Annotated in this window: 3 protein-coding genes; 2 read left to right on the forward strand and 1 reads right to left on the reverse strand. The window is 53.6% G+C overall.

Annotation, left to right across the window (positions count from 1 at the left end):
* On the forward strand, positions 1-1098 hold a 1098-nt coding region (gene tuf / locus AB5Y71_RS05490), incomplete at its 5' end, for an elongation factor Tu (protein WP_368171111.1).
* 114 nt (positions 1099-1212) lie between these two features.
* Positions 1213-1755 (forward strand): D-glycero-beta-D-manno-heptose 1,7-bisphosphate 7-phosphatase, encoded by a 543-nt coding sequence (gmhB, locus tag AB5Y71_RS05495; RefSeq protein WP_368171161.1) that lies wholly within the window; start codon positions 1213-1215, stop codon positions 1753-1755.
* Between the two features lie 10 nt (positions 1756-1765).
* Here the strand turns inward: gmhB and AB5Y71_RS05500 are convergent.
* On the reverse strand, positions 1766-2003 hold a 238-nt coding region (locus AB5Y71_RS05500), incomplete at its 5' end, for a hypothetical protein (RefSeq protein WP_368171162.1).

The raw sequence follows: 2003 nt of genomic DNA on the forward strand, positions 1-2003 counted from the left end.
GCAGCTATCACCAACGTGCTGGCCAAGCACTTCGGTGGTAAAGCTTTCGCCTTCGACCAGATCGACAAGGCACCGGAAGAGCGTGAGCGTGGTATCACCATCAACACCTCCCACGTAGAATACGACACCGCTACCCGTCACTACGCCCACGTAGATTGCCCGGGTCACGCCGACTACGTTAAAAACATGATCACCGGTGCTGCCCAGATGGACGGCGCGATCCTGGTAGTAGCAGCGACTGACGGCCCGATGCCGCAGACTCGTGAGCACATCCTGCTGGGTCGTCAGGTTGGTATCCCGTACATGATCGTGTTCATGAACAAGTGTGACATGGTTGATGACGAAGAGCTGCTCGAACTGGTTGAGATGGAAGTTCGTGAACTGCTGACCGAGTACGACTTCCCGGGTGATGACCTGCCGGTAGTTCGTGGTTCCGCACTGAAAGCGCTGGAAGGCGACGCTCAGTGGGAAGAGAAGATCATCGAGCTGGCTGGCCACCTGGATACCTACATCCCGGAGCCGGAGCGCGCGATTGACCAGCCGTTCCTGATGCCTATCGAAGACGTATTCTCTATCGCTGGCCGTGGTACCGTAGTAACCGGTCGTGTAGAGCGCGGTATCGTTAAAGTAGGTGAGACCGTAGAAATCGTTGGTATCAAAGATACCGTTTCTACCACCTGTACCGGTGTTGAAATGTTCCGCAAGCTGCTGGACGAAGGTCGTGCAGGCGAGAACATCGGCGCGCTGCTGCGTGGTGTTAAGCGTGAAGACGTAGAGCGTGGTCAGGTACTGGCCAAGCCGGGTTCTATCAAGCCGCACACCAAGTTCGAATCTGAAGTGTACGTGCTGTCCAAAGAAGAAGGTGGTCGTCATACCCCGTTCTTCAAAGGCTACCGTCCGCAGTTCTACTTCCGTACTACCGACGTGACCGGTACCATCGAACTGCCGGAAGGCGTAGAGATGGTAATGCCGGGCGACAACATCAAAATGGTTGTTACCCTGATTGCTCCGATCGCGATGGACGACGGCCTGCGTTTCGCTATCCGTGAAGGTGGCCGTACCGTAGGTGCTGGTGTTGTAGCTAGCGTAATCGCCTAATCGATTCGTTATATACAAACATGAAAAGGGGTGGCTTCGGCCACCCCTTTTATTTTTTGGGGCTATTTATGGCCTGTGAGATACTGGGCAAAACCATTGATAGAGGTAGTTTCCGTGAGCAACCCCGCCATTTTTCTGGATCGTGACGGTGTCATCAATGAAGACACTGGCTATGTCAGTCAGGTCGATGATTTCCATTTTCTGCCCGGAGTCATAGACGCCCTGCAGCTCCTCAAAAAGAAAGGCTATCTGCTGGTCGTCGTCACCAACCAGTCCGGAATCGCCCGCGGCTACTTCAGTGAAGATGACTTCATGAATCTGACTGAATGGATGGATTGGTCACTGGCTGATCGGGATGTGGATCTCGATGGCATCTACTTCTGCCCCCATCATCCGGATCACGGCGCCCCCTGTGATTGCCGCAAACCGGAACCAGGCATGCTGCTGTTGGCGCAACAGGAACTGGGGATCGACATGAGTCGTTCCTATATGGTGGGTGACAAGCCTTCCGATCTAAAAGCTGCCGTCAATGCTGGGGTTGGTCACAAAATCATGGTCAGAACCGGTAAGCCGGTGACCGAAACGGGTAGTGCGCTGGCCGATGCTCTCTATGACAATCTGCACGATTTTGCTGTTGTGGTGCCTGCAGTGAGCTGATTTCGCCGGTTTAATATGCCAATTGGTGGCTTTGTGAGCGAACAAACAGCGAAAGCCATCTTTTTGCAATTATCTGCTTGCCAGAAAGAATCTGTTCCCTATAATGCGCCTCCATCGACAGGGCAAGCGGCAACGCAAACAACCTCGTCGGTAACCTCGAAAAGCCTTTGAAAATAAGGCTTGACTCGAGAAGGCGGTTGAGTAGAATTCCACTCCCGCAGCAACACACTGTTGCGTCGCTCTTTAAC

Origin of the sequence: Aeromonas sp. R9-2, assembly GCF_040908025.1 — a bacterium.
GTDB lineage: Bacteria > Pseudomonadota > Gammaproteobacteria > Enterobacterales > Aeromonadaceae > Aeromonas > Aeromonas veronii.